Below are 26,644 nucleotides of genomic sequence, written 5' to 3'. Positions count from 1 at the left end.
TTTTTCGTTCACTTACGTCTCACTCACAGGTGATTTGTCTGTGAAGCTGGAATAAGCTAACTATGTTTCATGAAGAAATTATGCGTCAATTATCTGGCTTTAATCTGCGCTGTCGCTCTTATGGCGATGGTCAGCACGACGACCGCATTTGCCCAGAGTGCGCATCAACCTTCAACTGTCGTGGAATTATATACATCACAAGGATGTAGCTCCTGTCCGCCGGCAGACAAATTGCTCGGTGACCTCATCAAGAATGAGGCGGTTATGGGACTCTCCTTCGCCATAACCTATTGGGATTATATCGGCTGGAAGGATGTTTTTGGCAATCCCGATAACGATGATCGTCAGGTGGAATATCGCGGTCGATTTAATTCACGCTATGTATATACACCGCAAATGGTTGTTGGCGGGGAAGCCCATGTTGTCGGCTCTGACCAGAGCGGTGTAAACGCTTTAATCGAAAAGTACGCGGATCACGCGAAAAATCTTGCGCTTGAATGGGTCTTTAACGGAGACGAGCTAGAGGTGAAACTCCCGTCGGGATCCGGCAACGCAACTGTATGGCTCATAGATATTGACCGCACAAAAGATGTTGATATCCAGCGGGGTGAGAATACCGGACGGATTATTACCTATCACAACGTGGTCCGGAAAATCCGCTCCCTTGGGGAATGGACAGGCGATGAAAGAACCGTTGCCCTCAACCTCGCGGAAATGCGCGCGGAAGGCCGGGATGGCTGCGCTTTGATCGTTCAGGAGAAAGGCTATGGGCCTATCCTCGCCGCACTGGAAGTCATGCTATAAAAGCATTTAGTTGATCCTCCCTTCACTCTCAGGCACTATGTTCGAAAAGAATAAGAATGGTGCTCTATGACTAATAAAGAAGTTCCCCTAAAACCTGCTGCCACGGTTTTGCTGATCCGTGACTGCGTCAAAAAAAATGACAAAATTGAAGTCTTCATGGTGGTCCGTCATCACCAGATTGACTTTGCCTCTGGTGCGCTGGTTTTTCCGGGCGGCAAGGTGGATAAGGGGGATATGGACCCGGCACTGCTCGATCACTTGCCTGAGAACGAACGCGGAGAAGATTCTTTGCGCGCCTTTAAAATTGCGTCAATCCGAGAAAGTTTTGAGGAAGCCAACATCTTGCTCGCTCGCAACCGGGAAACCGGCGCTCTTGTCACCCATGACCGCCTGGAATCTCTTGCTGCAAAATACAGGATGCCTCTTCAAAGCGGTGAACTGCCAATCCTGGATATGGTGCGCGCTGAAAACCTGGAACTTGCAACCGATCTTATGGGTCATTTTGCGCATTGGATCACGCCAACGCATATGCCGAAACGCTTCGATACTCATTTCTTTATCGCCAAGGCACCGCCACATCAACTTGCAGCGCATGATGGCGAAGAATCTGTGGATTCAGTCTGGGTTGGCCCTCAGGAAATTATGGAAGAGGCCGATAAAGGAAATTACACGGTGATTTTTCCGACCCGCATGAATGTCGAGGCGCTGAGCCGATTCAGTTCCAGTGAAGACGCCGTCATGAACGCGCATGGAACCGATACCTTCACAGTCCTTCCTCAGATGGAAGTCACAGACGAAGGAAAGTTCCTTCTTATCCCGAAAGAGGCCGGATACAGTGTCACCCGACGCCGCATTGATGAAATTATGGATAAATAACTATACAAGCAGGGACAGTGCAATACTGACGCCCTTGATCAGCATTGAAAAAATTGCGCGGTCTCTTGCTTCTTTCTCCGATACCCAGCTTGAAAGATCCGACAGCTCCGATTTACACTCACGAAATGCGGTGGTGAGAGCAGCATAGTCGCCATCACGTTCCGCGATCTGTTTGACCTGTAGTGCCTGTATTTCACCATAGACGGCGGCTTTCGATCTTTCCAGGTTCGCCAATTGTGAAGATGGTAATTGAGAAACGTCTTGAGTATTCAACGCCGCTTGCGCCTTTTCCAACTTAGCGAAAGCGTCACGATAACTATTTGCCATTACTTCCTCCGATATGAGATTGTGTGGAAGCATTCAAGTGGAAACTCTGCGTTGACTCGCTGTCGCTGGAAAGTGCCGACATAGCACTCTTGACTTTCGCAGCGGTCTCCAGGAGCCCACGCAATTTTTCATGAAAGAGAAGAGATTTGGATGTCGCAGTAATAGGCGGGCTGGCGGATTCTTCAGCGTCCTTTAGCGTCGTTTCAAGCGTTTCATGCGCTTTGACCATGGCAATCAAGGTAGCTTGCGTTTCACTTAACAGTAAATCTAAGTTCTGACCCAGTTTCTGGATCGACACAAGCCGCTCAATCGCCGAACTACGCACATCTGCACTATCATTTTCCGATGCCTTCAGATAGGCCAGCTTGTCCTTCCATATATGCGTATCAAATCTTATGGCGTTGTTGGCAATCGACCGCAATCCGCCTTTGCACAGTCGCAAACTCGACATATCCGTCTCAAAATCATTTTTCGGGTAGGTATAGCTGCATTTGCTGGACTGATCGGAAACGGCTCCGATATCAAAATAAAGAAGGAGGGCAATTTTTTTTAGCGCCGTCCCTCCCTTTTCAACGATTGGAAACAACTTCTTATCCCGCTCGGGCAAGATAAACAGTTTGCCAAAGAGACTGATGTCATTGACGAGCTCATTTGAATCCAGAAATGAAAGAGAGTGCGCCAGGTTAAAATTTCCCGAGCTTAGCTCCTTCAAGTTTTCCCCCGTACCGACCAGTTTAGAGTATTCCGAAGAAAGCGATTTTCCCGAGGCAACGGCTGCCAGGGTTTCAGCATATCCATTGAGAGCCGTTAAAACGCTCTGCCTTGCGGCAGTATCCGAGGCACTGAAGAGGGGCTTTAAGTTAGTGTCCGGGTTACCACCCAGTTCAAACTGAAATTTCAGGTTATCAGTAAAGCCAAGAGTATTTATCTCTTCGGCAAGTGCGAACTCTTTGGTGATAATGGCTGAAAGCGCCACAACCCCGCGGGAAAAATCGCCGACTTCCTCGGTCAGCAGCACATCATCAATAACACTGCAAGCGGTAAATCCGGGCAGGGAACTAATAAGAATAAAGATTTGAAGCAGCCGTTGCATGTGCCAACACAATGTTTATTGGATCAATCACAGCTTACTTGGATATCGCGCGTATATAATACAATCAAAAAATACCATAGGGTGTATTTCGTGACGGTATTAGAAAAATTCGAGTGGGAGGCTTTCGCCTCCTCCTCGTTTAATTGGAAATGCTGTTCGCCATGAAATCGGCCATGCGTTTTGAAAAGGCAACAGGGTTTGCAACCGGATCACCTTCAACAATATGCGCCTGATCAAGAAGAAGAAGCGCCGCGTCTTCTAAGGACGTCGAAGACCCATTCTTCTGAGCATTCTTTGCCAGCTTCTTGATTAACGGATGCTTGGGGTTTATTTCCAGAATGCGCAAATTATCACTTGCGCCGAACTGTTTGTGGGCTTTAAGCAATTTTTCAAGATGGATGTCCATATCCCCCTCATCCGCGACGAGGCAGACAGGGCTTCCAGTCAAACGGGACGAAATCCTGACATCCTTTACCTTGTTCTCAAGCACAGTTTTAAACAAGGCGATCAGGCTGTCCATATCTCCGGGAGGCGTTTTGTCTGTTTCTTCAGCTTTTTCTTCCGCATCGGCAATCTTATCGAGATCGGAGCCGCCCCGGGTCACTGATTTGAAGGGCTTCCCATCAAATTCATTCACCCTACTCAGCCAGAAACTATCCACGGCATCGGCAAGCAACAGAACTTCAATCCCCTTCGCCGCGAATCCTTCAAGCTGCGGGCTCGACTTCAACGCCTCAAGATCTTCACCGGTAATATAGTAGATCGCGTCCTGGCCTTCTTTCATCCGGCCGATATAGTCTGCGAGGTTAGTACGCTCCTCTTGTCCGGTGCTATTGAAAAGCGACATTTTGAGAATGCGCTCTCCATTGACGGTATCCTCATATATTCCTTCTTTCAGGACGGCGCCAAAGTTACCCCAGAATTTAGCAAAATTCTCCGTGTCTTTGGTTGCTTTCTTCTCAAGCTCGCCAAGCACCTTCTTGATCAACCCGCTGCGGATTTTCTGCAGGACCGGATTATGCTGCAACATTTCACGGCTGACGTTAAGCGGTAGATCTTCTGAATCCACAACCCCGCGCAGGAAGCGCAGATAAGCCGGGATCAGCTCTTCACAATCATCCGTGATAAAAACCCGCTTCACATAGAGTTTAAGCTGAGATTTACGTTCGGGGTTGAACAAGTCAAACGGGGGTTGCTCCGGCACGAACAAAAGCATCGTATATTCGATACGCCCTTCTGCTCGGCTATGTAATGTCAGCCACGGCGTATCAAAAGCCTGCCCGACATGATGGTAAAATTCGGTATATTGTTCGGGCGTTATCTCTGATTTCTGGCGGGTCCATAAGGCGCTTGCGCTATTAAGCGTTTCGTCTTCCTCACCTTGCGCTGCCGATTTCAGGATAACCGGAATTGCGATGTGATCCGCGTAAGTCTTGATAATCTGGCGAAGCCGGGCGCTCTCCAAATATTCTTTTGCCTCTTTACGCATATGCAAGACAATTTGTGTGCCGCGCGTTTCCTTAGTGCCCGGCTCGACGGCGAATGATCCATGCCCTTCGGATGACCATACAGTTGCTGTCTCTTCCCCGGCCCGGCGGCTTGTCACCGTCACCTTATCCGCCACCATGAAAGCGGAATAGAAGCCAACGCCGAACTGCCCGATCAGGGTCACATCCTTGGAGGCGTCGCCTGTCAACTGTTCGGAGAACCTGGAAGTACCCGAACGAGCGATCGTGCCAAGGTTATCGATCATGTCCTGCTCAGACATGCCGATGCCATTGTCTTCAATCGTCAAAGTGCGGGCTTTTTCGTCTATCGAGATAGTAATTTTGAATTCCGGATCATCTTTGATCAGGTCCGGATTTGTCAACGCTTCATAGCGTAACCGGTCACAGGCATCTGAAGCGTTAGAGACCAGCTCCCTCAAGAAAATTTCCTTTTCACTGTAGAGGGAATGCGTCACAATATCTAAAAGCTTGGCGACCTCCGCCTGAAATTCATGTGTTTGCTCTGTCATCTGTGTATTACACCTCAAAAAATTTTCCTCTATCGTCTATATGACTAATGAGCCAAATTCATTCAAGGATAAAAGGAGGACTTTATCAAGCTGGGAGGTGAAGTCGGCCCACCCCGAGGGGCGCAGAAAATCGGGGCAGGCCATTCACAGATCAACAACATATTTGCGTAGATGGAGGTGATCAGTAGCCAATCATATATATAATTGGAACGATCGTTCAAGTATTATTTTCTAATTTTTTTCTTAATGACCAAGTCGTGAATTCACATCCGCGCAAGATGTGACGTCCTCCTGTATATGCTAACAGAGAAGACGGACTTCGCCGATGCCCCATTTTAAGTCGCAAAAAGATGACCGCCCCTATTCCCCACCAAAGCCACTGTATGAACAGGTTAAATCCTATGTGTTAAAGAATATGGAATCCGGGGAATGGCCCGCCTATTTCCAGCTTCCCTCCGAACATACCCTGGTTCGCGAAATGGGAATTTCCCGGATGACAATTCATCGCGCTCTTCGCGAATTGACACAAGCCGGATTTCTGGAACGCATTCAAGGTGTCGGTACTTTCGTTGCCGCCCCGAAAAAACAGCCAAAAGTACTGGAGCTCCGCGAAATTGAAGACATTATTCGCGGCCATGGAGGGCGGCATCAATGCGACGTTCACTTTTTGCAAGAAGAGCCGATTGAAAAAGATGCCGCTGCGATGATGTCCATGACGCCGGGCGAAAAAGTCTATCGGTCCTACTTCGTTCACCGAGAAAATGGATTGCCGGTCATGCTGGAGGACCGCTATGTTTACCCAAAGTTCATGCCGGAATATCTAGAAACAGAATTCTCCCATGCGACTGCGGATACTCATCTTAGCCGGAAATTTGCCCTACTATCCCACTCTCATGTGATTCAAGCCGCTGTATCGAATGCCGAGATTAATCATTTTCTCGAACTGGAGGCCACGACCGCCTGTATTGTCATTAATCGCAAGAGCTGGCTGGGCGACGACGTCGTTTCCGCCGCACGCCTCGTATTTCCTGGGAACAGAATCCAGCTTACATAGCAGAAATCGCTTCCACGCCGTCAGACGGCTGCTACTACCGGCTTTGATTGATCCCTGTTCGTCGATTTTGCCGCAGTCTTTCCGGCACCCTTCGCAGAAGAAGTGTAGAGGTTTTTAAGCGCATCGACGACGAGTTCTTTATCGATATAGGGATCCGAGCCTTGATATTTGCAGGCCGAGATAATCTGATCCACGATAAACTTTGGCTGATAGCAGGCCAAATCGAAACTGTTGTTCACCTGCAATTCCTCGATAACAGTATCAAGGATCTCTTCCGATATTTTCAACCCGCGGGATTCCCCAACCATTTTGAAAATTTCGAAATACTGTTCTCGGGAAGGACCAACCGTTTCCAGCTTATAGGGGATACGCCGCAAAAAGGCAGGATCCATTAGATCATCTGGTGAAAGGTTGGTCGAAAAGATCACCAACTCGTCAAACGGCAGCGAGAAACTTTTACCGGTATGCAGCTTAAGATAATCAATACGGCTTTCAAGCGGAACGATCCAGCGGTTTAACAAATCTTCCGGACTGACCAACTGGCGACCGAAGTCATCGATGATGAAGGTACCGTTAGAAGCTTTCACATGCAGAGGTGCTTCATAATACTTAGCGTGGACATTAAAGCTAAGATCAAGCATTTCCAGCGTTAGTTCACCCCCGGTAATAACAACCGGACGTTCGCATGGAACCCAGCGACCGTCAAACTCTTCTCGGCGCAAACCGGAATTCTTCTTCTTGTCGTTTTCGCTACCGAATTTTGGTTTATGAATGGCAGGATCAAAGACCTTAACAATCTGCCCATCCACTTCGAAACAATAAGGAACATAAATAACATTTGCGAAAATCTCGGCAACTTTCTCCGCGACTGTCGTTTTCCCGTTACCGGGAGGTCCGTAAAGAAGAATGCTCTTACCCGCATTCACCCCCGGCCCGAGACGGCGCACAAAGTCTTCCGTAATGACCAGATTTTCAAAGCTTTTTTCGATCTTCGCCTGTTCAACCCGCTCATTCGTAATTTTCTGTTGATTAATCCGCGCTTGATAATCTGTAAGGGATACCGGCGCTGGCCCGACATATTGGTTCTGTTCCAGCGCTTCAATGGCGAAGCGCTTTCCTGCCTCTGTCATAACATAGCGTGTTTCAGAAAAGGTCGATTGGTCGGCATTTCCCAGTGATTCAAGAAATTTCCGATCACCTGCTTCCTGTATAAGGCGATTAACAACGCCAATGGGGAGCTTGATCGCAGCAGAAAGCTCTGAGGCAGTTTCCAGCGTATTGGCATACATCAGCTTCAGGAGGATTCGCAGCAAGTTACCACTTGGAATGCCCGTATCTTCAATGGTTTTGGGTGCCCGTGGGGCTTCATAGATTGCCCGGTCGAGCTGTTCCTGTGTCAACGCGCCAAGCGCAACAAGGTTCTCGCCAAGTCGGCCCCCATTCTCCTTCTGGCGATGAAGGGCAATTTTTATATCCTCTGGCGTGACCAGATTTTGCGCCAACAAGATATCACCGATGAGCATTCGTTTTCTCCAATTATAGTTCCGCCAAACAGTGTGTTCAAAACACGGATTTACGGCAGGCATTCCGCCAATTAGCCCCCAAGACATACCTGATTTTCGTTAACGCAAGGTTATCCAAGGCTATAAAAGTTAAAATGTGCACCATATTCCCCTTCTGCTATTGATGATTTTGGGAATACCGACGGGAATGCAGCTAAATGGTTGTTGAAATGGCGCAAAGGTAGTAATTCTGTAGCATCAAGAATATTCAAAGCTGAATTTCGCGGGCAAAGCTATGTCAGACTATAAAGCGCTATTATCTGTCTTTTCGAAAGATCGTGTAGGTCTGATTTCCCTTGTTACAGGGCATCTTTTCGACAAAGGAATCAATCTTGGAGACACCTCCTTTGCCGTTCTTGGCAAGGGCGGCGAATTTACGAGTGTGATTGATATTCCTGCTGATGTCCCGGAATCAGAACTTATTGAGGAACTCCGTACTCTGGAGGGGATGCAGGACGCAGATATAGACGTTCGGCGCTTTGCTTTTAACGGTGGCGATACCCCGCCCACAGATATTACCCATCATATTCGGTGTGAAGGACCGGATCAGCCCGGTGTTCTGGCGCGACTATCTGAAGTTTTCATCGATTTTGACGCCAATATTGTTCGGCTAAAATCCGATCAGATCGACCGGGAGGGTCAGACGATTTTCGTCACGCGCTTTTCAGTCTATATCCCAGCCACGCGGGCAGACAACTGCCTTGCCGCGCTCGACAACACCGCAAGTGCGCTTGGGCAAACATTGACAGCAGAGCGCTCCGAAATTTGAGAATGTTCAGGCGTTTTTGAAAAACAGGAACGCAAACAGGATCATATTAAAGAGCGCGATCAGCGACGAGATGATGGCAATAGGCTCATATTCCATCATGCCCGCATAGAGCAACCCAACTCCAATCGTCAGGCCAATGACGCTAACATGCGCAAGCCAGTATGTCAGCTTGGCAAACTTCGCCGCAGCAACAGCGGGCCAGTTTTTATAAATGAGACCCATGAGGCCCATCGTCACCCACCCCAATAAATTGAGATGCGCATGCGTTGGCATTTGAGAATGATCCTGCGTGGCGGACATATAGATCCCGAGGATCATCCCAATAATGATGTAAACCGCCGCGGATTTTACAAATTTTTCTGCGAGCATTACTCTCTCCCATCAAAATTGCCGCAAAACCTTTTTTTCTGATGGTTAAGAGAAGTCTAATTTTCTTAATTTTGCAATCGGAATTTTATCTTGAGGAGCTACTCCGCGTCCTCTCCCTCAAGACGATCGAACTCCTTATATATAACATCTAAAACCGAGGCCCCAAGCTTGCCTGATCGGCCGGGAGACCAGCCGTACTGATGGTTCGGGCGGTCCGCTGTATCTTTGAACGGCATTTCTAAAGTCATTGCGAGACAGCCGAAATATTCGCTAACATGATTGACGCAAATGGTCATGTTTCCTTGTCCCTTCTTGGCAATTGGATAGCCATGGCGGGTTTGAAAATCTGGATTAACCTGCTGCCAAGTTCGTTTGAAATCAGTAAGCAGCATGTCTTTTTGCGCATCCCAACTCGGTACCCCTTCGGGCCCCGCGATAAAATTATGTGGTAGCCCTTCGTCCCCATGAACATCGAGGCAGAAATCAACGCCTGTTTCCCGCATTTTTTCGCGTACTAGATAAACCTCCGGGCTCCTTTTCATATCCGGGTCCTGCCACTCCCGGTTCAGATTGGCGCCTGTCGCATTCGTACGAAGGTTCCCGCTCCGGCTACCATCGGGATTCATATTCGGCACGACATGAAAAATTGCCCGGTCCAGTAAAGCATTCGCAACGGCATCATTCGGGTCCAGAAGACGGCCCAGAAATCCGTCCATCCACCATTCGGCCATCGTTTCCCAGGATGCTGGCGTGCAATCAGCCAAAAATTCCGCTTATTGCCCCGTGCTTCTCCAATGGTCAGGAGGTCCATATCCTGCCCATCGACTGTCCTTCCCATCACGGAATGCGTTACCCGCGGCGACTGACCGGCGCGGGCGATAAGATCCGCATGCCGTTCCATGGAATAGGGGGCAAAATACGCGAAATAGATAGAATCGAATTCTGGCCGATGATTTAAAATCAGCTTTCCATCCTTATATTCGGTATCTACGCGGAACCAGTTTTCCCGGTCATAGGATGCAACAGCCCGATAGTCTTCCCATCCCCGGAGGTATGATGCGTCCTTGGCATTGGTTAGCCGCATCTTACAATCCACGCCTTTTGCGCCATTCAGTCGAAAATAAAACCATTGAAAGAAATCAGCCTTTGTATCAGGGCGAATGCGCAAACTGATATTCGCAGGATCGTCAGAGGAGTCACAAATAATGTTCCCGCCATCAAAATTGCTACTAATTTGGATCATAATGTGACTCCGGGTTTATTTTTTTCGAGCGGCGCCATAAGCAACCACCAACCGTATTCTGTGATTTTCAGAACCATTTGAGCTTTTTGAAAAGCAATATCTGAATGATTACAAGGAGGATAAGTATCCCGGAAAAAATGAAGAAGGCATATGGATTATCGACACCCGGAATTCCCCCAACATTTATGCCAAGAAGCCCTGTCAAGAAACCGAGTGGTAGAAAGACAGCCGCGATAACAGACAATACATAAAGATTCTTGTTCAAGCGGTCCGCGATAATATTGGCAAGTTCATCTTTAACAATCTGAGCCCGTTCGCGTATGGCGTCCAGATCCTCTACATAGCGCATCAGATGATCATAGTTTTCCACCAAATGGCGCTTATGACCAGCATCCAGCCATGAAAATTCGCATAACCGCAACTGCGCGATTGCATCTTTTTGCGGTGCCATATATCGGCGCAGGACGATAGCCTCTTTTCGAATATCGATGATTTTCTCTCGAAATGCCGTATCGGGGTTTTCAAGGATTTTCTCCTCAACATCATCCGTTGCATCGTCCAGCTCGGTCAGGACAAGTGCCATTTTTTCGGATAATCGCGCCACAAGCATATTGATAAAATCACCTGAGTTTTTTGGACCTCTGCCCGCCAATATTCGCTCTTCGATTTCCAGAACCGCCTTTAATTGTCGTCTCTGAACACTGATGATCCGCTCAGCGTCGATCCATAACCGGATAGAGACCATATCTTCCGGGTCCGCATTCTCATTCAGGTTAACACCGCGCAAAATAATCAACGCGCCATCCCCGATTTCCGCGACACGCGGTCGGGTCTCTTCTGCGACCAAGGCATCGACAACGAACGGATCAAGGTAGGAAATCTTTTTATGCAGCCATGGTTTTGTATCCGGATGACTTAAATCCAAATGTACCCAAGCGAGTTTTTCATTCTTTAATTCGCGGGCAATCGCCTTGTCGCTGACTGATTTTCCGCCGCCCACACCATCAAAATCGTATGCAAGCAGGATCGGACTGGTCATTTTAAAGCCTCCGAATTTTTAAGATGCAGGTCTCGCTGCGGGAAGGGGATTTCAATATTGTTCTCCCCAAATTTCCGCCAGATCGCAAACAAGACATCACTGCGAGGACGCATTCTCCCCTCGGTCACATTTTCAATCCAGAAATAGAGCGTGAAATTAATGGAACTATCTGCAAAATCCACAAGGAAGCACTCGGGCACAGGCGTTTCCATACAACGCGGATGTTCACGCGCTGCCTCAACAATCAACGTCGAAGCCAGATCTAGATCAGTTCCATAGGCGACGCCAATATTGATCTCTGCCCGTGCGCGGCTATTACTGAATGTCCAGTTCGTGACGCGGTTAGTTATAAAATCTTCATTTGGGACCATGGTTTCGTGTCCCTCAAAAGTTTCTATGCGGGTGTATCTCGCGCCTGTCTCCCGAACATAACCGACAATACCATCATTCAGCTCTATCAGATCACCTTCCTCAACAGATTTTTCAAACAAAAGGATAATGCCGCTGATGAAGTTTGATGCAATTTTCTGTAGACCAAAGCCAATACCTATGCCGACCGCGCCGCTGAATATAGTCAAGGCGGTCAGGTCAATGCCCAGCACTCCCAATACGAACAGGAATGCCAGAAAATAGATGACGATCTGGATCGCCTTGATGATAAGTGCCTTATTGCTCGACTTGATGCGCCGAAGCGATTTGATCCGGTTCTCCAACATCTCCGACAAGATACCAACCAACCAAAAAAGAAGGATGATAATAAAAAGGGCCTTGACCAGCAGATAAGCAGAGAAGCGTACGTCGCCGACATTAAAGGCAAAAGTATCGGAATCAAGGAATTCGCGGATTGGATTGAGATAGCCGAGGTATCCAAAGGCAAGGAAGCCAATAACCGCAAACGCCAGCAGTAACTTGGCTACCCATGCGCGTGGTTTAATTAGCGAACTCAAGAATTTAGCCATAAACGACGCGCTACTCCCATATTTCCTTTGGGGAATAATACTGTAGATGCATCATTTGGCTATTGTTTTCTGCGGTCGCGAGCCCGCTGATTCACGGCTGATCTCAGCGTTGCAACTCAACCATCAATTCAGGATATTTAGAAACCAGCCGCAGCAGATTATTCATCGGCTTTGAAATAGTCACCTTTCCCGTTTCATACTTTTGAAAAGCATTTGGACCCCCACCGAAAATTTGTCCGGCACGACGTTGCGACAGATTAAGATCAACGCGAATTTCACGGATTTTCTCCGGCGGCATAACCCCCAGATATTCTGCCTTTAAATCGGCCTTGATCCGCTCAACGTCACTCCACGCACTTTCCTCCACCATGCCTTCACCGCAATCTGCATTACTGCAAAAAAGGCCAGGCAGATCAGCATAGCTTTGCATATGCTTGTATTTAATTTCATATGTACGAATTTGACGTTCAACGTCGCCGCCGCAAAGTGGACAGGCCATAAATAATCCTCAAAAATATATTCACTGAAATAATAACTATCAAAGAGTTGCGTCTCTAACAACAGACTGTGGCACCATTATGGCGCCGACTCATGACAGTTCTCTTTCAATGATACGGCATCACAATCCACCCTTGTCTATGATGAAACTTGCTACGCTCTCCACGCCGTCCCCTGCTTTGATATTCGTGAAGACAAAGGGCCGCTCACCTCGCATCTTTTTTGAGTCTCTATCCATCACGCCTAGATCAGCACCGACATAAGGAGCCAGATCAATCTTGTTTATGACGAGTAGATCGGATCGAGTAATGCCGGGTCCGCCTTTGCGTGGAATTTTATCGCCAGCGGAAACATCAATGACATAAATTGTGATATCGGCAAGTTCCGGGCTGAAGGTCGCGGCGAGGTTATCCCCACCGGATTCAATCAAGATGAGCTCTAGCCCTTCAAATTTTTCCGAGATATCCGCAACAGCGGCAAGGTTGATCGACGCATCTTCACGAATGGCCGTATGCGGGCAGCCGCCCGTTTCAACCCCGACAATCCGGTCAGGTGAGAGAGCCCCGGACCGGGTCAAGAATTCCGCATCCTCGCGAGTGTAAATATCATTGGTGATTACTGCTATATTAAAATCCTCACGCAGATGCTTGCAAAGTGCGTCGGTAAGCGCGGTTTTGCCGGAGCCGACCGGTCCTCCAATGCCAACGCGCAAAGGTCCGTTATGTACTGACGTCATGACCTGAATAACCTCGTATACTGTGTTTCATGTGAAGCGGAGCACCAGTCAACCATCAGGGTGGCGGAGCCCAATTCGCCCAAGGGTGTTTTAATTGCGATAGCTGTAATTCGTTCCACCTTATCTGCCATGGCGGCAATTGCGCGCTGCCCATCCGTCTGGCCCAGCGGAACAAGCCGAACAGCAGCAGATACAAGGTTGGAAACAAAACCGTGCAAATATGCGGTGAGCGTTTCGCTCAAGGGAACCCCATGATCTGCGGCGACAATACCCACGGCAATCGGATGAATTAGCGGACCTTGCCAGTATTCGGCCAATACCGCCAGCGTCTTTGCCTCTGTGCTCACATTGCCAATAACGCCCACGAAGGCGCGGCCCTGTTGCGTCGTTTCAAGCGCTATTTCCTTTGTCGGTGCAAAGGCATTCCCAATCTCGGCGACCTCCTTCAAAGCCTCCATATCCTGATCGATTGTGGCCCAGTAGGCCGCCGCCAGCAAAACGCAATCGGATTTGCCGCTGCCATATTCCAGAATATCAGTAATCCAAGGCACCAGATTGTTTAGGCTGGTTACGAGCCCTTCCTCAACCGCGAACTCAATACCGTGGCTGTAGGTATAGGAGCCAATCGGATAAGATGGCGACATCCAGGACATCAGGTTAAAAAGCGCACGATTATCCATGATGATGCCCGTGGCTATGGCCTTGCGTCTCACCATGCCCATAAGCCCCGCCTTCGGGATTAAAGGGAGCATCCAACCGCATGACCGTCGCCCCTAATTTTTCGGCCATCTCTTCAATCACATGATCCTGCCGAATGCGCAGACGATCCCCCATTAACTCCGTGGGTAAATGGCGATTTCCCAAATGCCAGGCAACGCGTACCAGATGCGCCAAATCCTTGCAGCGGATATCCACAACGGGCTCATTGCGAGCGCGCACGCCAATACCGGATCCGTCTTCCAGCAGGAGGATTTCGCCATCACGCAGGGTTTTCAGTTCCGGCATATCCAGAAGAAACGCCATGCCATTGTCGGTCTCAAGCTTCAGCCGGCGACGACAGCGGTGATCAAAATCAAGCGTGACCGTGTCACACACCACGCCATCAAATGGCGTGGAGGAGCTGTAAATGGCGCGTGCATGCTTCATGGTCTAATACATAAAATAGCGTTGGGCCATGGGAAGCTCCGTTGCCGGATCGCAGGTGAGCAACTCCCCGTCCGCGTGAACCATATAGGTCTCCGGATCAACATCTATTTTCGGTGTCGCGCTGTTATGAATCATCGACGCTTTACTAATACCTGAGCGGGTATTTTTCACCGGCAAGAGGTCTCGCTCCAACCCCAGCTCGCCTTTCAGATCATATTGGAGTGACGCCTCGCTCACGAAGGTGACCGAACTTGCCGTCAGGCTTTTGCCAAACGCACCGAACATTGGGCGATAGTGAACGGGCTGCGGTGTCGGGATGGAAGCGTTCGGGTCTCCCATGGGCGCCGCGACAATTGTCCCGGACTTTAACACCAGATCAGGCTTCACCCCAAAAAATGCGGGGGACCAGAGAACCAGATCGGCAAGCTTGCCTGCCTCGACCGAGCCAACATAAGTATCTATGCCCTGTGCGATTGCCGGGTTGATCGAGTATTTAGCGATATAACGCTTTACGCGGAAGTTATCATTCTCCCCCGTTTCCTCCGCCAGCCGTCCGCGCTGTTTCTTCATCTTGTCGGCCGTTTGCCAGGTGCGGATCAGGACTTCGCCGACCCGTCCCATCGCCTGGCTGTCTGAAGCAATAATGGAAAATGCGCCCATGTCGTGAAGGATATCTTCGGCGGCAATCGTCTCTTTTCGAATACGGCTCTCGGCGAAGGCCACATCTTCGGGGATATTAGGGTCCAGATGATGGCATACCATCAACATATCGAGATGTTCATCAATCGTATTGATCGTGAATGGCCGCGTTGGATTGGTGGAGGAGGGAATCACGTTCGGCTCCCCGACGACCTTGATAATGTCCGGGGCATGCCCCCCGCCTGCGCCTTCCGTATGAAACGCATGGATCGTCCGCTTCTTGAAGGCAGCAACCGTATTCTCGACAAATCCAGATTCATTCAGGGTGTCCGTATGGATGAGTACTTGAACATCCATGTCATCAGCAACGGAGAGACAGCAATCAATTGCGGCAGGCGTGGTGCCCCAGTCTTCGTGTAGCTTAAGGCCGCAGGCCCCCGCCTGTACCTGCTCCACCAGAGCGTCGGGAAGGCTCGCGTTGCCTTTTCCAAAAACCCGAGGTTCATCGGAAAAGCTTCTGCCGCCTGCATCATCCGCGCAAGATGAAAAGCCCCCGGGGTACAGGTCGTTGCGTTCGTTCCGGTCGCCGGGCCCGTGCCACCACCCATCATGGTTGTCACACCGCTATAGAGCGCGTCATCGATCTGCTGTGGGCAGATGAAGTGGATATGAACATCAAGCGCGCCCGCGGTAAGGATCTTTCCCTCCCCTGCAATAACCTCGGTCGACGGACCAATAATAATATTGACGCCAGACTGGATATCGGGATTTCCGGCCTTTCCGATTGCATGTATTTTGCCATCACGCAAGCCAACATCGGCCTTGACGATACCCCAGTGATCAACAATCAACGCATTGGTGATCACCGTATCGACGGCGCCATTTGCCCGCGTGACCTGAGACTGGCCCATGCCGTCGCGGATGACCTTTCCGCCGCCGAACTTGACCTCCTCGCCATAGGTCGTGAAGTCCTTCTCAACTTCGATAAATAGTTCCGTATCCGCAAGCCGGACTTTATCCCCCGTTGTCGGGCCAAACATGCCCGCATAGGCGCCCCGTGAAAAGGTTACCGCCATTTTACTCTCCCTTATCCAGCGGGCCCATAATGGCCTGATTAAATCCATAGACGGTACGCGTGCCCGAAAGGGCGACGAGATTTACATCCCGTGTCTGACCAGGCTCAAATCGGATGGCCGTGCCGGACGGGATGTCAAGACGGAACCCTTTTGCGGCTGCACGATCAAATTCAAGGCCGCTGTTTGCTTCGGCAAAATGAAAATGGCTGCCAACCTGGACGGGTCGGTCTCCAGTGTTGGAAACCGTGAGGGTCATGGATTGACGACCGGCATTCAGCTCAATTTCGCCGGCGGCGGGAATGATTTCTCCTGGTTTCATCTCGTGCTCCTTATCGAATGGGATCATGCACGGTGACCAGCTTGGTCCCGTCGGGGAAGGTGGCCTCGACCTGAACTTCATCGATCATCTCGGCGATCCCGTCCATGACTTGCTCCCGGCTGACGACCGTTCCGCCTTCACTCATCAGGGTCGCCACGGATTTACCGTCACGCGCACCCTCAATAACAAAATCTGTAATGAGCGCGATGGATTCGGGATAGTTCAGCTTCACCCCCCGCGCCAGCCGCTCGCGCGCCACCATGGCCGCTAGTGACACCAGCAATTTGTCCTTTTCCTTCGGTGTAAATTGCATTTTTCGCCCTTCTTATTGATTTTCCCACACTTTTGGCAGCGCTACGGTATGCCCTGAAAGTTCTGTCCGCATTCGCGTCAAAATACGTGCAAGACTTTTCCGTAGCTCATAACCGCTATCCGCCAGCACCCGTATGATCAGCAATTCATCCCGGCAAGTAACTGCTGCCCGCACGCCGTTCTCACGCACTGAGTCTCGCGCCACGTCTTGATAGCTCTCGGCCTGATCGTCCGCGATCAGGATTGTGGCCATCCCTTTTGCGCCGGCAAGTAATGCCGGGCGGAGAGATTTGGCGTGAATGTCACCTTCCAGAACGAAATTATCGAACCAGAGAAGCTTTCCATTTCGCCAGACCTTCCATCCGTCCTGAAGACTCGCGGCCCTCAGAGTTTCTCCATGGGCCGTTCGGCCAAACAGGGTCGCCTCAAGAGCTATTAAACGACTTCCCGCTTCCAGATACACAGTGTTCATCCGGCGAAGACGGCCCTTCTCAAAAAGGATTGTCTCTTGCGGCAACCATTCAAGAACTGCCCCGCGCGCAACATGTATCTCAGCCTCTATCACTGCCATTGATCCAACGGAACGGTAGATTTTTTCGGCCGCCTGCCCCGATATGGTAAGCCCCGAGCCCTCATCTAGCGTGATCTGATAGGACATATGATCTCCGCCAGTCAGACCGCCCGCTGTATTGATCAAAACGGCTTCGGGATAGTCGGCGTGATCAACGGTAGGAAACCGGACCCGTCCGCATCCGCGCTGATACAGATGCGCAAGCTTCGAGCCGGACTCTTTGACGCGATACCTTAACTCCACGCGCCCTTCTGACCGGGCGAGCGCGGCAGGAGCGTGATCAGACTGTAAGGTATTTTCGAACGTCACTTTCCAGCATATCCTCTTTCGCTCCGGCCAGAACGACCTCCCCGCGATCCATAACAGCGAACCGGTTCGCGAGATCGCGCGCAAACTCGAAATATTGTTCCACAAGCAGGATGGCCATGTCTCCGCGATCTCTCAGTATTTCGATAACATTGCCAATATCCTTGATAATCGACGGCTGAATTCCTTCAGTTGGTTCATCTAGAACAAGAAGCTTCGGTCGCATAACCAGTGCCCTGCCAATTGCTAATTGTTGTTGTTGTCCGCCGGACAAATCGCCACCTCTCCTTTTTAGCATATCCTGAAGGATAGGAAACAAATCAAAGATCTCTGAGGGAATATATCTTTCCTTGAGAGGAAGCGCGGCGAACCCCGTCTTGAGATTTTCATGTACCGTCAAAAGCGGGAATATTTCGCGCCCTTGCGGAATAACCGCAATGCCCTCCCGGGCACGCTGATGTGCGCTCATATTGGTAATGTCCTTGCCATCCCAGCTGATTTTTCCGCTTGAAACCGGATGCTGTCCGACAATGGCGCGCAAGGTGCTGGTCTTTCCGACACCATTACGCCCGAGGAGAGAGGTAACCTCTCCCTTCTTTACCTCCAATGATACATGGCGCAACGCCTGGCTCGCCCCATAAAAAAGATCGACATTTTCAACAATCAACATGATCAGCGCCCCAGATAAACTTCGATAACGCGTTGATTATTCTGAACAGTATCGAGGCTGCCTTCGGCAAGCACTGATCCTTCATGCAACACGGTCACTTTTGAATTCAGTGCACGGACAAATTCCATGTCATGCTCAACCACAACAACCGAATGGGTCGCCGAAATTTCGCGCAGCAAGATGGCGGTCTGTTCCGTTTCCGCATCAGTCATTCCCGCCACAGGCTCATCTACAAGCAGAAGGTCCGGGTCCTGCATCAGCAACATGCCAATTTCCAGCCACTGTTTCTGGCCATGAGATAAGCTACCCGCCAGATCGCCGGCTTTTTCCGTGAGGCGGATGACACCGAGAACTTCCATAATCCGCGCGACTTCCGCATCGTTAAGCGCCGCGAAGAGCGTCGTCATGACCCCCTTCTCGCCCTTCAGGGAAAGCTCCAGATTATGAAAAACGGTCTGACTTTCGAACACTGTCGGTTTCTGAAATTTACGACCAATGCCGAGATTGGCGATATAGGCTTCGTCATGCTTGGTAAGATCGACACCACCTTTGAAGAAAATCTCCCCCGTATCCGGTTTTGTCTTGCCGGTAATAACATCCATCATCGTCGTTTTACCCGCACCGTTCGGTCCGATAATCGCCCGCATTTCCCCCGGTTCAATCACTAAACTGAGGTTATTCAAAGCCTTGAAACCATCAAAACTGACACTCACCCCATCAAGATAAAGGATTGAGCTCAAACCCTGATGAACAGATTCATTTGCTTGCGTAGTCATCATTCTTCTTTCACAGGCAGGGGAATACCAATATCAGGACTTCCCTGCCGTGTATTCTTCAGTTTTTCGATCCAGATAGCGGAGGTCCCAACAATCCCTTTCGGCAGGAATAATGTCGCGAAGACAAACAGCCCACCCAACATATAAAGCCAGGCTTCCGGAAAGCTGCCGGTGAAGTAGCTTTTCCCCCAGTTGACAATAAAGGCACCCAGAACCGCGCCCCAAAGGGTACCACGACCTCCAACCGCGACCCAGATCACGACTTCAATCGAATTGGCCGGTGAAAATTCGGATGGATTAATAATCCCGACCTGCGGTACGTAAAGCGCGCCCGCAATACCTGCCAGAACCGCTGAAACTACGAACACGAAAAGCTTGTAATACTCCACCCTATAGCCCGAAAATCGGGTCCGGCTTTCCGCGTCGCGAATGGCGACAAGCACTCGGCCAAGTTTGGATTGAGTAATAATGCTACACACCAGATATCCGAAGGCGAGCGCAATCAGGGAGGCGACGAATAGCCCCAGCCGCGTTCCTGTTGCCTGTAAATCAAAGCCGAGAATGTCCTTGAAATCCGTGAGACCGTTGTTGCCGCCGAACCCCATGTCATTGCGGAAGAAGGCCAGAAGTAAGGCATAAGTCATAGCCTGCGTAATGATCGAGAGATAGACACCGGTCACGCGCGAACGAAAGGCAAACCAGCCAAAGACAAAGGCAAGTAACCCCGGAACCAACATCACCATCAGCATGGCAAAGGGAAACATATCGAAGCCATACCAATACCAGGGAAGTTCCGTCCAGTTGAGGAAGACCATGAAATCAGGGAGGATCGGATTGCCATATACGCCGCGATCCCCGATCTGGCGCATCAAATACATGCCCATGGAATAACCGCCCAGTGCGAAAAAGGCGCCATGACCCAAACTCAAGATACCAGCGAAGCCCCAGATAAGATCAACACTTAGTGCAAGAAGCGCGAAGCAGACGTATTTTCCCATCAGACTAACCAGATAGGTCGGCACATAAAAAGCTGAGCTCTCGGGGAGTAGAGTATTGCTCAAAGGAACAAGGAGGGCGGCAACAAGAAGAATCCCCAAAAACGTCTTGCCGCCGCCCGGAAGACCCGTCATGAGGGATACGAACGGGCCTTTGTGAGATTTGTATATCGCGTCAACCATGGCTTAATTCTCCACAGCCCGACCCTTGAGGGCGAATAGCCCTCTTGGTCGTTTCTGGATAAACAAAATGATGAAAACCAGGATAAATATTTTGGCGAGAACCGCCCCAGTATAAGGTTCGAGAAACTTGTTGGTGACGCCGAGGCTAAGCGCACCGACCAGCGTGCCCCACAAATTCCCGACGCCGCCAAAAACGACGACCATGAAGCTGTCAACAATATAGGCCTGACCCAGGTTGGGACTGACGTTATCAATCTGGCTCAAGGCGACGCCCGCCATACCCGCAACACCAGAGCCCAGACCAAAGGTCATGGCGTCCACCCAACCGGTCCGGATTCCCATCGAGGAAGCCATCCTGCGGTTCTGGGTAACGGCGCGCATCTGCAGACCAAAGGCGGTTTTTCTTAGTACCAGCATCAACATTAAGAGTACTGCCGCTGCAAAAAAGATAATAGCGATCCGGTTATAGGTGAGCGCGAGACCGCCAGTAATTTCCCATGTGCCGCTTAACCAATCGGGAGAGGAAACCTCTTTATTCGTCGGGCCGAAAATTGTCCGGACAAATTGTTGCAAGATCAGACTCAAACCCCAAGTCGCAAGCAGTGTTTCAAGCGGGCGTCCATAAAGGAAACGGATAATACTGCGCTCAATCGCAACACCGCATAGGCCGGAAACAATAAATGCGGCCGGTATAGCGGCAACCAACGAATAGACAAGTAGGTCTGGCGCGAAGTTGCGGCAAAGTTCCTGCACCACATAGGTCGTATAGGCACCAATCATCACCATTTCGCCATGCGCCATGTTGATAACCCCCATCACCCCGAAAGTAATGGCAAGACCGATGGCCGCAAGAAGAAGCACGGAACCGAGCGAAATGCCCTGAAACACATTTTCCACGATGCCAAGCATGGCAAGTTTTTCATCGACTTTGGCCAGCGCGTCACCCACAGCTTTCGCAAGGGCCTGATTTTCAGGTGACGGATTTTGAATGGCGGCGAGCCTGTTCGCTTCGGCGCTTAGAAGTGATTTAACTTCCGGGTTTGATTGCTCCTCTAGTATAAGGAGTGCTTCAGCCTGCACTTCCGAAGTATCGCCGTGCACAAAGTTCAACGCCGCCAGCGCGCGTCGCATAGCCGCAGCTACTGTTGCATCGGTCTCCGCCTCCAGCGCATCGCCTAACGGAACAATCATTTCTTTCGGTCGGCTTTTGAATACCGAGTCGGCTGCCTTCAGTCGCAATGCGGGGGCTTCGTTCAGGAGCGTTAAGCGACCGAGGAGATCCTTTATAAGTCCGCGCATCTTGTTGTTGATACGGATTTTGGAAAGATCGCTGCTTTTGACCACGCCGAGGTTTTCTTCAGTAATGATATCCGTGATCTGATAGCCATCGTTCACTTTTTTACGGGAGACAAGCCGGTCATCGGATTTTATGGCGTAAAGGTCCCCCTCGAGGAGCGTTTCCAGTAGAAAGGCAGACCGGGCACCGCCTGACGCAGCAATCGCCTCTGTCGCCTGAATTTTGTCGCTATATTTTTTTGAGAGCAGGCCCTTCGCAGCGTCCGCCAGATCCGCAGAAGCGGAGGCCTGGGTCGCCAGCAGGAAAAGCAAAGCCGCGATTATGGTTTTGATTGTAATCCGCATGGGGGTAACCGGATTCTCGCAAAGTTATGTTAGGGGAAGGAAGGGTCGGCCGCTTGCCGACCCTTCAGCTTTAGCAAGGCGATGATTAGTACATCGGCTTTTCGCAGCCACCACAGACATAAGGATATGTCCAGTCAGCTGTCAGTTTTGCGCTTTCCGGAATGAAATCGCTCCAGGCATCGCCAACGACGACATCTTCCGTCCGCCAGACAGTTTCGATCTGGCCATCGTCCTGGATTTCACCGATCAGAACCGGTTTGGACAGGTGATGGTTTGTGTTCATAACGGCTGTACCACCTGTGAGGTTCTTAACCTCCTGGCCGTACATTGCCTGACGAACCGCATCCACATTAGTGGTACCAGCCTGCTCTACAGCCTGCGTCCACATTTTGAAGCCGATATAGGTTGCTTCCATCGGGTCGTTGGTAACTCGCTTGTCGTCACCAATAAAGGCTTTCCACTGCTTGATGAACGCATCATTTTCTTCGCTTTCCATGCTCATAAAGTAGTTCCATGCCGCGAGGTGACCAACGAGCGGTGCTGTATCAAGACCGGCGAGTTCTTCTTCACCAACAGAGAAAGCCACAACTGGAATATCAGCTGCATCGATGCCCTGGTTGCCGAGTTCTTTATAGAAAGGAACATTGGCATCACCGTTTATAGTAGAAACCACAGCAGTTTTCTTGCCTTCAGAACCGAACTTCTTGATGTCAGACACGATCGTCTGCCAATCGGAATGACCGAACGGCGTGTAGTTGATCATGATGTCCTCTTCTGCGACACCCTTTGATTTCAGGAAGGCTTCCAGAATCTTGTTGGTTGTGCGCGGATAAACATAGTCGGTACCGGCCAGCACCCAACGCTCGACGTTACCGCCTTCTTCGCTCATCAGATATTCAACCGCCGGGATTGCCTGCTGGTTCGGCGCAGCACCGGTGTAGAATACATTGCGGGAGCTTTCCTCGCCTTCATACTGAACCGGGTAGAAAAGCATGCTGTTCAGCTCTTCAAATACCGGCAGGACGGATTTGCGAGACACTGACGTCCAGCACCCGAAAACGACATCAACTTTTTCCACCTCAATCAATTCACGCGCTTTTTCTGCGAATAAAGGCCAGTCAGATGCCGGATCAACGACGACCGCCTCAACCTTTTTACCCAGAAGGCCGCCCTTCTTATTGAGATCGTCCACCATCATAAGGACAGCATCCTTCAAGGTGGTTTCTGAAATAGCCATCGTGCCGGATAGGGAGTGTAGTACCCCGACCTTGATCACGTCGTCCGCAGCCTGAGCGGAGCTCAGACCGAAAGCGCTGGTTGCCAACATGGCTGCGCCCGTAATCACTCCTGCGACTTTGCGTAGTCCTAACATTTTAATGATGCCTCCATTAGCCCATTGTCATTTTTGTAGTGCCGTACAAAAAGCAAAGGCCGTGCCAGAAATTCAAGTCTTTTCGCCGAATGGTGGTAAGTGACTGATAAGTAAAGAATTTATTAACTAGCATCCGCTTCACAGAGGATTTTAGGTTGAGTAAAAACTGATCAAAAAGAAATTTGTGCTCATAATTTAAGCAAATCCCGTGATTTTCGCGCGCCGACCGCAATTTCTGTTTATTTTTTAGGCATTCCCCATCGCGGTTAATATTATTTCTGTGGTTTTTTCACCTGCCGCATGAAAATATTGACGTCGGGAATGGGCCATCAGCCCACGATCTGGGAGGGAAAAATGAGAAAGATATTAAAAATTGCGATGATGGGATTGATTATGAGCAGCACGGCATTCGCGACAGAAAACAGGGTTGACGGATTACGCCCCGACGCGCCCGAGCTGGCAAAGCGTGGCGACTATGCTGTTGGTGTCCGGACAATTCAGCTCACCAATAAAGATCAAGTAGATATCCTGAAAGTTGAGGCCGACAAGCTACTCCCCAAATATGACCGACCGCTAACCGTAGAGGTTTGGTATCCATCGGACGGAACAAACCGGGGCGGCGAATACAACAACGTTTATTTGCGGGATGGAAAGACACAGGTAACGCTCTATGGCCAAGCCGTCCGCGACGCGGCACCGGCAGCACCCGCAACAGCGTATCCTTTAGTCATTATCTCGCATGGTTATCCGGGAAATCGCTTTTTACTCAGCCATCTGGCGGAGAATTTGGCCTCCAAAGGATATGTCGTCGCGTCCATAGATCATACGGACAGCATGTATCATGACAAGGCCGCCTTCGGCAGCACATTGGTCAACAGGCCGCTCGATCAAAAATTCGTTTTAGAAGAAATGGACCGCCTTGGGAAGGATACAAACAGCTTCCTGCACGGGCTGGTAAACGCAAACGATACCGGGCTGATCGGTTATTCGATGGGCGCCTATGGGTCCGTTATAACGGCGGGTGGTGGCGTCACGAAGGCCGCGACCGAACTTTCCTGGGGCGCGCCAAATGGCACTCTAAAGCCGATGATGGCAGGCAGCAAGGAACATGAAGCCATGCTGGACAATCGTTTCAAGGCGATCGTTTCTATCGCGCCATGGGGCATGACATACGGTTTCTGGGATGCAGAAGGTCTAGCCGGGGTGCGCGTGCCGATGTTCTTCATCGCGGGCAGCGTCGATGATGTTTCGGGATACGAAAAGGGCACAAAAGCAATATTCGAGAATGCCGTGAATACAGATCGTTACTTGCTGACGTTTGAAAACGCTAATCATAACGCTGCGGCGCCGATCCCCGCACCAGCAGAATCATGGAATCCGGTCGAAAATCTGGATTTTATTCCCTTTGATCATTATGCAGATGCTGTTTGGGATACGCTCCGCATGAATAATATTACGCAGCATTTTGTCACAGCCTATTTCGATTCTCACTTAAAAGGGGATGACGCGAAACAGAGTTATCTCGATATTATCGAGACGGCTAACGATGGCGTCTTCGCTATTGAAAAGGATGGCACGCCAAAGCCCGAGCATACTTACTGGAAAGGTTTCCAGAACCGAACGGCAAAAGGTCTGAAGCTGGAACATATACAAAAGGCGAAATAACGTTAGCTACGACTTGAAAGACGTTCAGACATAAAAAAGCCGCCGTCAGTATTAGCTGACGGCGGCTTTCAATTAACGCAAACTAGAGTAGAGTGATGTTTTCTGCAGAAGATTTGCCGTTCTTGCCAGCTTCGAGGTCATAAGAAACCTTCTGACCTTCGTTTAGGCTCTGAAGCCCGGCGCGTTCAACCGCCGAAATATGGACAAATGCATCATTTGAACCATCTTCAGGCTCAATAAAGCCAAAACCTTTTGTCGGGTTGAACCATTTTACAGTACCTGTAGCCATAGTATTATTCCTTTATAGCAACATGAAACGCGCGGCCCGCACCTTGCAGACCTACGGTTTTCGTAACGATCACATTGTCAGGGATAACTAAGGTAACCAGCGTACCGATTATTTAGGCAAGTCAAAACGAATGTAACACGTGATGCCTACATATAGATTATTATCAACAAGTCAATGATTTGTGAGATATATTAAGATGACGGCAGCAACTATTCCAACTTCTTGAAGAAAATCCATAAGAAGACATTGGGCCGATTGCCTCGAAGAGCGGCGAACGAATCAGAATGGAATGTGGACTTGAGCAACACCGTATTTCTTATTTGTAGAAGCGATAGAGGTTAGGGCATAAGATTTTCAAAAAAGGAGTTATGACTTGGAGACCGCTAGAGCCATAATCGGATCCGGAACAATTTCCAATTTTGAGTATATAACATACGAAATTGGATACGAACGTCTGCATCAAATACAGATTATCGGGAAAGTTGGAAGATGCGAACGAATCGGCTTATACAACGAACTTTTATCCTTAAATAAATCAAACTCTTTCTTTTGCATACTTGACAACAGAGGAAATTTTGAAAACATCCTGTCCTTTGATGACATTAAGTATCTGGATAGCATACTGATCGACGCCGGGATAAAATATTTCTATGGCGCCACTGTCACGAACGATACGGCATATCCATTAGTCGTTAAAATGGCGGAGGGGAATGCTGTGTTGAATAATCTGGACGGAGAAATAGTCGCCACAGACAGCATAAGTGAAGCAGAAGAATTTATTGCTGAAAAAATTGCAATGGTGGATTCCCATCGCTAGTCCAAGCCAACTTTCCCCCGAGTCCTTTTAAGCCCGGCGCGCCTCTGTTTCTTCTCAAGACGTCGCTGCTTGGACGCGTAAGTCGGTTTGGTCGGTCGCCGATATTTGGGAACGATAGCGGCCTCCTGTATCAAGCCAATAAGCCGTTCCAGAGCGGCCTTCCGATTGCGATCTTGGGACCGGTATTCACTAGCGCTGAGGACGAGAACCCCGTCTTTCGTCATCCGCTGCCCGGCCTGCTCCTTTAACCGCGCAAAAATGTACGGCGGAAGGTTTGGACTGTTTTTTGCATCGAAACGCAGCTGTACTGCGGTCTCGACCTTGTTGACATTCTGCCCGCCAGGGCCAGACGCCCGGATAAAGCTCTCGATGATTTCCGAGTCATCCAGCGTGATATTGTCATTAATCCTGATCATAATGCTTCGGTTAAACAGAAAAATGGTTATAAAGGCAAGACCTGCTGCATACCGCGCCTACCGAAGCCGCCATTGTATAACTGAATGTATTGCGTACAATTTCTA

At 49.9% G+C, this 26,644-nt stretch carries 29 protein-coding genes and 1 pseudogene; 6 read left to right on the top strand and 24 right to left on the bottom strand.

Annotated elements, in window-relative coordinates:
- Positions 1-69 precede the first annotated feature (69 nt).
- Complete coding sequence (locus AC0L73_RS11315; RefSeq protein ID WP_227948116.1) at positions 70-804, top strand: DUF1223 domain-containing protein; 735 nt, start codon at positions 70-72, stop codon at positions 802-804.
- A 66-nt stretch (positions 805-870) separates the two neighbouring features.
- Complete coding sequence (locus tag AC0L73_RS11310; protein ID WP_227948117.1) at positions 871-1,680, top strand: NUDIX hydrolase; 810 nt, start codon at positions 871-873, stop codon at positions 1,678-1,680.
- On the opposite strand, the gene AC0L73_RS11305 is transcribed toward AC0L73_RS11310, so the two are convergent.
- From AC0L73_RS11305 to htpG, 3 genes are all read right to left on the bottom strand, one after another.
- Positions 1,681-2,007, bottom strand: a complete 327-nt coding sequence (locus AC0L73_RS11305; protein WP_227948118.1) for a hypothetical protein — start codon at positions 2,005-2,007, stop codon at positions 1,681-1,683.
- Positions 1,997-3,025, bottom strand: coding sequence for a hypothetical protein (locus tag AC0L73_RS11300; RefSeq protein ID WP_473653784.1), 1,029 nt, complete (start codon positions 3,023-3,025; stop codon positions 1,997-1,999). The genes AC0L73_RS11305 and AC0L73_RS11300 overlap by 11 nt, the downstream gene beginning before the upstream one ends.
- 214 nt (positions 3,026-3,239) lie before the next feature.
- On the bottom strand, positions 3,240-5,117 hold the full coding sequence (gene htpG / locus AC0L73_RS11295; RefSeq protein WP_227948120.1) for a molecular chaperone HtpG: 1,878 nt from the start codon (positions 5,115-5,117) through the stop codon (positions 3,240-3,242).
- A 325-nt stretch (positions 5,118-5,442) separates the two neighbouring features.
- Between htpG and AC0L73_RS11290 the strand changes: the two genes are divergently transcribed.
- Positions 5,443-6,171 carry a UTRA domain-containing protein gene (locus AC0L73_RS11290; protein WP_473653783.1) on the top strand — a complete coding sequence of 243 codons (729 nt, stop codon included), beginning with the start codon at positions 5,443-5,445 and terminating at the stop codon, positions 6,169-6,171.
- A gap of 20 nt (positions 6,172-6,191) precedes the next feature.
- On the opposite strand, the gene AC0L73_RS11285 is transcribed toward AC0L73_RS11290, so the two are convergent.
- On the bottom strand, positions 6,192-7,694 hold the full coding sequence (locus tag AC0L73_RS11285) for an AAA family ATPase (RefSeq protein WP_227948122.1): 1,503 nt from the start codon (positions 7,692-7,694) through the stop codon (positions 6,192-6,194).
- A 274-nt stretch (positions 7,695-7,968) separates the two neighbouring features.
- Here AC0L73_RS11285 and AC0L73_RS11280 point away from each other — a divergent pair, with 274 nt between their 5' ends.
- Positions 7,969-8,502: a glycine cleavage system transcriptional repressor gene (locus AC0L73_RS11280; protein WP_227948123.1), complete on the top strand. Its 534-nt coding sequence runs from the start codon at positions 7,969-7,971 to the stop codon at positions 8,500-8,502.
- A 6-nt stretch (positions 8,503-8,508) separates the two neighbouring features.
- On the opposite strand, the gene AC0L73_RS11275 is transcribed toward AC0L73_RS11280, so the two are convergent.
- The 18 genes and pseudogenes from AC0L73_RS11275 to urtA all read right to left on the bottom strand — a co-directional run bounded on the left by AC0L73_RS11275 (position 8,509) and on the right by urtA (position 23,352).
- Positions 8,509-8,871: a hypothetical protein gene (locus tag AC0L73_RS11275; protein WP_473653782.1), complete on the bottom strand. Its 363-nt coding sequence runs from the start codon at positions 8,869-8,871 to the stop codon at positions 8,509-8,511.
- 98 nt (positions 8,872-8,969) lie between these two features.
- On the bottom strand, positions 8,970-9,602 hold the full coding sequence (locus AC0L73_RS11270; RefSeq protein WP_473653781.1) for a M14 family metallopeptidase: 633 nt from the start codon (positions 9,600-9,602) through the stop codon (positions 8,970-8,972).
- Positions 9,494-10,114, bottom strand: a complete 621-nt coding sequence (locus AC0L73_RS11265; protein ID WP_473653780.1) for a M14-type cytosolic carboxypeptidase — start codon at positions 10,112-10,114, stop codon at positions 9,494-9,496. Before AC0L73_RS11265 ends, AC0L73_RS11270 begins: the two co-directional genes overlap by 109 nt.
- A gap of 67 nt (positions 10,115-10,181) precedes the next feature.
- Positions 10,182-11,153, bottom strand: a complete 972-nt coding sequence (locus tag AC0L73_RS11260) for a zinc transporter ZntB (protein WP_227948126.1) — start codon at positions 11,151-11,153, stop codon at positions 10,182-10,184.
- Complete coding sequence (locus AC0L73_RS11255; RefSeq protein WP_473653779.1) at positions 11,150-12,100, bottom strand: mechanosensitive ion channel family protein; 951 nt, start codon at positions 12,098-12,100, stop codon at positions 11,150-11,152. The genes AC0L73_RS11260 and AC0L73_RS11255 overlap by 4 nt, the downstream gene beginning before the upstream one ends.
- A 115-nt stretch (positions 12,101-12,215) precedes the next feature.
- Entirely contained in the window at positions 12,216-12,611 is a 396-nt protein-coding gene (locus tag AC0L73_RS11250) for a type II toxin-antitoxin system MqsA family antitoxin (protein WP_227948128.1), read from the bottom strand.
- A 120-nt stretch (positions 12,612-12,731) separates the two neighbouring features.
- Positions 12,732-13,346 carry an urease accessory protein UreG gene (gene ureG, locus AC0L73_RS11245; RefSeq protein WP_227948129.1) on the bottom strand — a complete coding sequence of 205 codons (615 nt, stop codon included), beginning with the start codon at positions 13,344-13,346 and terminating at the stop codon, positions 12,732-12,734.
- Positions 13,343-14,062: an urease accessory protein UreF gene (locus AC0L73_RS11240; RefSeq protein ID WP_473653778.1), complete on the bottom strand. Its 720-nt coding sequence runs from the start codon at positions 14,060-14,062 to the stop codon at positions 13,343-13,345. The genes ureG and AC0L73_RS11240 overlap by 4 nt, the downstream gene beginning before the upstream one ends.
- Positions 14,019-14,492 (bottom strand): urease accessory protein UreE, encoded by a 474-nt coding sequence (gene ureE, locus AC0L73_RS11235; RefSeq protein ID WP_473653777.1) that lies wholly within the window; start codon positions 14,490-14,492, stop codon positions 14,019-14,021. The genes AC0L73_RS11240 and ureE overlap by 44 nt, the downstream gene beginning before the upstream one ends.
- Before the next feature lie 3 nt (positions 14,493-14,495).
- A pseudogene (ureC, locus tag AC0L73_RS11230) lies at positions 14,496-16,207 on the bottom strand (urease subunit alpha).
- A 1-nt stretch (position 16,208) separates the two neighbouring features.
- Positions 16,209-16,526, bottom strand: a complete 318-nt coding sequence (locus tag AC0L73_RS11225) for an urease subunit beta (protein WP_227948133.1) — start codon at positions 16,524-16,526, stop codon at positions 16,209-16,211.
- A gap of 10 nt (positions 16,527-16,536) precedes the next feature.
- The gene (locus tag AC0L73_RS11220; protein WP_473653776.1) at positions 16,537-16,839 is read right to left on the bottom strand and encodes an urease subunit gamma; all 303 of its coding nucleotides are present in this window, start codon (positions 16,837-16,839) and stop codon (positions 16,537-16,539) included.
- A 12-nt stretch (positions 16,840-16,851) separates the two neighbouring features.
- A complete protein-coding gene (locus tag AC0L73_RS11215) occupies positions 16,852-17,718 on the bottom strand; it encodes an urease accessory protein UreD (protein WP_473653775.1) in 867 nt (288 codons plus the stop codon).
- The gene (gene urtE / locus AC0L73_RS11210; protein WP_227948136.1) at positions 17,690-18,385 is read right to left on the bottom strand and encodes an urea ABC transporter ATP-binding subunit UrtE; all 696 of its coding nucleotides are present in this window, start codon (positions 18,383-18,385) and stop codon (positions 17,690-17,692) included. The genes AC0L73_RS11215 and urtE overlap by 29 nt, the downstream gene beginning before the upstream one ends.
- Before the next feature lie 2 nt (positions 18,386-18,387).
- Positions 18,388-19,164, bottom strand: a complete 777-nt coding sequence (urtD, locus tag AC0L73_RS11205) for an urea ABC transporter ATP-binding protein UrtD (protein WP_227948137.1) — start codon at positions 19,162-19,164, stop codon at positions 18,388-18,390.
- The gene (gene urtC / locus AC0L73_RS11200; RefSeq protein ID WP_473655445.1) at positions 19,161-20,291 is read right to left on the bottom strand and encodes an urea ABC transporter permease subunit UrtC; all 1,131 of its coding nucleotides are present in this window, start codon (positions 20,289-20,291) and stop codon (positions 19,161-19,163) included. The genes urtD and urtC overlap by 4 nt, the downstream gene beginning before the upstream one ends.
- Before the next feature lie 51 nt (positions 20,292-20,342).
- On the bottom strand, positions 20,343-21,980 hold the full coding sequence (gene urtB, locus AC0L73_RS11195) for an urea ABC transporter permease subunit UrtB (protein WP_473653774.1): 1,638 nt from the start codon (positions 21,978-21,980) through the stop codon (positions 20,343-20,345).
- Between the two features lie 85 nt (positions 21,981-22,065).
- Positions 22,066-23,352 carry an urea ABC transporter substrate-binding protein gene (gene urtA, locus AC0L73_RS11190; protein WP_227948140.1) on the bottom strand — a complete coding sequence of 429 codons (1,287 nt, stop codon included), beginning with the start codon at positions 23,350-23,352 and terminating at the stop codon, positions 22,066-22,068.
- Positions 23,353-23,706: 354 nt separating this feature from the next.
- Between urtA and AC0L73_RS11185 the strand changes: the two genes are divergently transcribed.
- Positions 23,707-25,017: an alpha/beta hydrolase family protein gene (locus AC0L73_RS11185; protein ID WP_473653773.1), complete on the top strand. Its 1,311-nt coding sequence runs from the start codon at positions 23,707-23,709 to the stop codon at positions 25,015-25,017.
- Positions 25,018-25,099: 82 nt separating this feature from the next.
- Here AC0L73_RS11185 and AC0L73_RS11180 read toward each other — a convergent pair whose 3' ends face one another.
- The gene (locus AC0L73_RS11180; protein ID WP_227948142.1) at positions 25,100-25,306 is read right to left on the bottom strand and encodes a cold-shock protein; all 207 of its coding nucleotides are present in this window, start codon (positions 25,304-25,306) and stop codon (positions 25,100-25,102) included.
- Between the two features lie 373 nt (positions 25,307-25,679).
- On the opposite strand from AC0L73_RS11180, the gene AC0L73_RS11175 reads away from it, so the two are divergent.
- Entirely contained in the window at positions 25,680-26,123 is a 444-nt protein-coding gene (locus tag AC0L73_RS11175; protein WP_473653772.1) for a hypothetical protein, read from the top strand.
- On the opposite strand, the gene arfB is transcribed toward AC0L73_RS11175, so the two are convergent.
- On the bottom strand, positions 26,120-26,539 hold the full coding sequence (gene arfB, locus AC0L73_RS11170; protein ID WP_473653771.1) for an alternative ribosome rescue aminoacyl-tRNA hydrolase ArfB: 420 nt from the start codon (positions 26,537-26,539) through the stop codon (positions 26,120-26,122). The two genes, AC0L73_RS11175 and arfB, sit on opposite strands and share 4 nt — an antisense overlap.
- Between the last annotated feature and the right edge of the window lie 105 nt (positions 26,540-26,644).

This window comes from Sneathiella sp. D3-11 (assembly GCF_055809395.1).
This window is presented reverse-complemented; position numbering and strand designations above follow the sequence as displayed.

Coding starts and splice junctions, on each gene's coding strand:
- AC0L73_RS11315 (WP_227948116.1), top strand. CDS start 70: ATGAAGAAATTATGCGTCAATTATCTGGCTTTAATCTGCGCTGTCGCT.
- AC0L73_RS11310 (WP_227948117.1), top strand. CDS start 871: ATGACTAATAAAGAAGTTCCCCTAAAACCTGCTGCCACGGTTTTGCTG.
- AC0L73_RS11305 (WP_227948118.1), bottom strand. CDS start 2,007: ATGGCAAATAGTTATCGTGACGCTTTCGCTAAGTTGGAAAAGGCGCAA.
- htpG (WP_227948120.1), bottom strand. CDS start 5,117: ATGACAGAGCAAACACATGAATTTCAGGCGGAGGTCGCCAAGCTTTTA.
- AC0L73_RS11290 (WP_473653783.1), top strand. CDS start 5,443: ATGCCCCATTTTAAGTCGCAAAAAGATGACCGCCCCTATTCCCCACCA.
- AC0L73_RS11285 (WP_227948122.1), bottom strand. CDS start 7,694: ATGCTCATCGGTGATATCTTGTTGGCGCAAAATCTGGTCACGCCAGAG.
- AC0L73_RS11280 (WP_227948123.1), top strand. CDS start 7,969: ATGTCAGACTATAAAGCGCTATTATCTGTCTTTTCGAAAGATCGTGTA.
- AC0L73_RS11275 (WP_473653782.1), bottom strand. CDS start 8,871: ATGCTCGCAGAAAAATTTGTAAAATCCGCGGCGGTTTACATCATTATT.
- AC0L73_RS11270 (WP_473653781.1), bottom strand. CDS start 9,602: ATGGCCGAATGGTGGATGGACGGATTTCTGGGCCGTCTTCTGGACCCG.
- AC0L73_RS11265 (WP_473653780.1), bottom strand. CDS start 10,114: ATGATCCAAATTAGTAGCAATTTTGATGGCGGGAACATTATTTGTGAC.
- AC0L73_RS11260 (WP_227948126.1), bottom strand. CDS start 11,153: ATGACCAGTCCGATCCTGCTTGCATACGATTTTGATGGTGTGGGCGGC.
- AC0L73_RS11250 (WP_227948128.1), bottom strand. CDS start 12,611: ATGGCCTGTCCACTTTGCGGCGGCGACGTTGAACGTCAAATTCGTACA.
- ureG (WP_227948129.1), bottom strand. CDS start 13,346: ATGACGTCAGTACATAACGGACCTTTGCGCGTTGGCATTGGAGGACCG.
- AC0L73_RS11240 (WP_473653778.1), bottom strand. CDS start 14,062: ATGGTGAGACGCAAGGCCATAGCCACGGGCATCATCATGGATAATCGT.
- ureE (WP_473653777.1), bottom strand. CDS start 14,492: ATGAAGCATGCACGCGCCATTTACAGCTCCTCCACGCCATTTGATGGC.
- AC0L73_RS11225 (WP_227948133.1), bottom strand. CDS start 16,526: ATGAAACCAGGAGAAATCATTCCCGCCGCCGGCGAAATTGAGCTGAAT.
- AC0L73_RS11220 (WP_473653776.1), bottom strand. CDS start 16,839: ATGCAATTTACACCGAAGGAAAAGGACAAATTGCTGGTGTCACTAGCG.
- urtE (WP_227948136.1), bottom strand. CDS start 18,385: ATGTTGATTGTTGAAAATGTCGATCTTTTTTATGGGGCGAGCCAGGCG.
- urtD (WP_227948137.1), bottom strand. CDS start 19,164: ATGATGACTACGCAAGCAAATGAATCTGTTCATCAGGGTTTGAGCTCA.
- urtC (WP_473655445.1), bottom strand. CDS start 20,291: ATGACGGGTCTTCCGGGCGGCGGCAAGACGTTTTTGGGGATTCTTCTT.
- urtB (WP_473653774.1), bottom strand. CDS start 21,980: ATGCGGATTACAATCAAAACCATAATCGCGGCTTTGCTTTTCCTGCTG.
- urtA (WP_227948140.1), bottom strand. CDS start 23,352: ATGTTAGGACTACGCAAAGTCGCAGGAGTGATTACGGGCGCAGCCATG.
- AC0L73_RS11185 (WP_473653773.1), top strand. CDS start 23,707: ATGAGAAAGATATTAAAAATTGCGATGATGGGATTGATTATGAGCAGC.
- AC0L73_RS11180 (WP_227948142.1), bottom strand. CDS start 25,306: ATGGCTACAGGTACTGTAAAATGGTTCAACCCGACAAAAGGTTTTGGC.
- arfB (WP_473653771.1), bottom strand. CDS start 26,539: ATGATCAGGATTAATGACAATATCACGCTGGATGACTCGGAAATCATC.